The 1,132-nt window shown below is 66.3% G+C and carries 1 protein-coding gene and 1 pseudogene; one reads left to right on the top strand and one right to left on the bottom strand.

The features are described 5' to 3' along the window. Window positions 1–914, top strand: a pseudogene (locus EN991_RS37215) (KpsF/GutQ family sugar-phosphate isomerase); the annotation flags it as partial. 4 nt (window positions 915–918) lie between these two features. Here the strand turns inward: EN991_RS37215 and EN991_RS37210 are convergent. Beyond that, on the bottom strand, window positions 919–1,132 hold a 214-nt coding region (locus EN991_RS37210), incomplete at its 5' end, for an NfeD family protein (protein WP_164769706.1).

The raw sequence follows: 1,132 nt of genomic DNA, 5'->3' as shown, positions 1-1,132 counted from the left end.
GGTGTCGCAGCCCTCGCCGAGGCGCTGAGAATGGGCTGGCCGCGCCTTTCGCCCAGGCGGTCGAGATGATCTCGGGGATTGAAGGCCGGCTCATCGTCACCGGCGTCGGCAAAAGCGGCCATATCGGTTCGAAGATCGCGGCGACGCTGGCCTCGACCGGCACGCCGGCTTTCTTTGTCCATCCCGCCGAAGCCAACCACGGCGATCTCGGCATGATCGCCAGGGACGACGCCATCATCGCCATGTCGTGGTCGGGCGAAAGCAAGGAACTCATGGGCATCGTCGCCTATTCCAGGCGCTTTTCCATTCCGCTGATCGCCATCACCGCCGGAGAGACATCGGCGCTGGCGCGGGCGGCGGACGTGGTGCTGCTTTTGCCGCGCGCTCCGGAGGCCTGTCCGCACGGCCTGGCGCCAACGACATCGACGCTGCTGCAACTGGTGATGGGCGACGCGCTGGCGATCGCGCTGCTCGAAGCACGCGGCTTCACGCCGGACCATTTCCGCACCTTTCACCCGGGCGGCCAGCTCGGCGCCAACCTGACGCAGATCCGCGAGATCATGCATGTCGGCGACAGGCTGCCGCTGGTGGTTGCGGGCACCGGCATGCAGGACGCGATCCTGGAACTGTCGCGCAAAGGGTTTGGCTGCGTCGCGATCACCGATGTCGACGGTGCGCTGGTCGGCATCATCACCGATGGCGACATCCGCCGTCACATCGGCAGCAATCTGCTGGCGATGACGGTGGATCAGGTGATGACAAGAGGTCCGAAGACCGCGACGCCGGACACGCTGGTGGCAACGGCGCTGCAGACGATCAACAATTCAGCCATCACCAGCCTGATGGTGGTGGAGGGCCGGAAACCAGTCGGCCTCATCCACCTGCATGATCTGCTGCGTATCGGCGCCGCCTGAACGTTCAGACCGCCTCGACGGTCAGTTCCAGATCCGTATCGGCCGCACCCGTCACGCGCACTTGCGTGCCGGCCGGCAGGTCAGGGCCGGAGACACGCCACAGTGTGTCGCCCAGCTTGATGCGGCCGCGCCCGTCACGGATCGGTTCGGCAAGTGTCGCCATCCTGCCGACCATTTGCGCGCCGCGCCGGTTGAGCAGCGGCTGATCGGTCGGGTCG

Source organism: Mesorhizobium sp. M7A.F.Ca.US.005.03.2.1, assembly GCF_003997795.1.
GTDB classification, from domain to species: Bacteria; Pseudomonadota; Alphaproteobacteria; order Rhizobiales; family Rhizobiaceae; genus Mesorhizobium; species Mesorhizobium ciceri.
The sequence above is the reverse complement of the archived record's forward strand: the minus strand, read 5'-3'. Positions and strand labels throughout refer to the sequence as shown.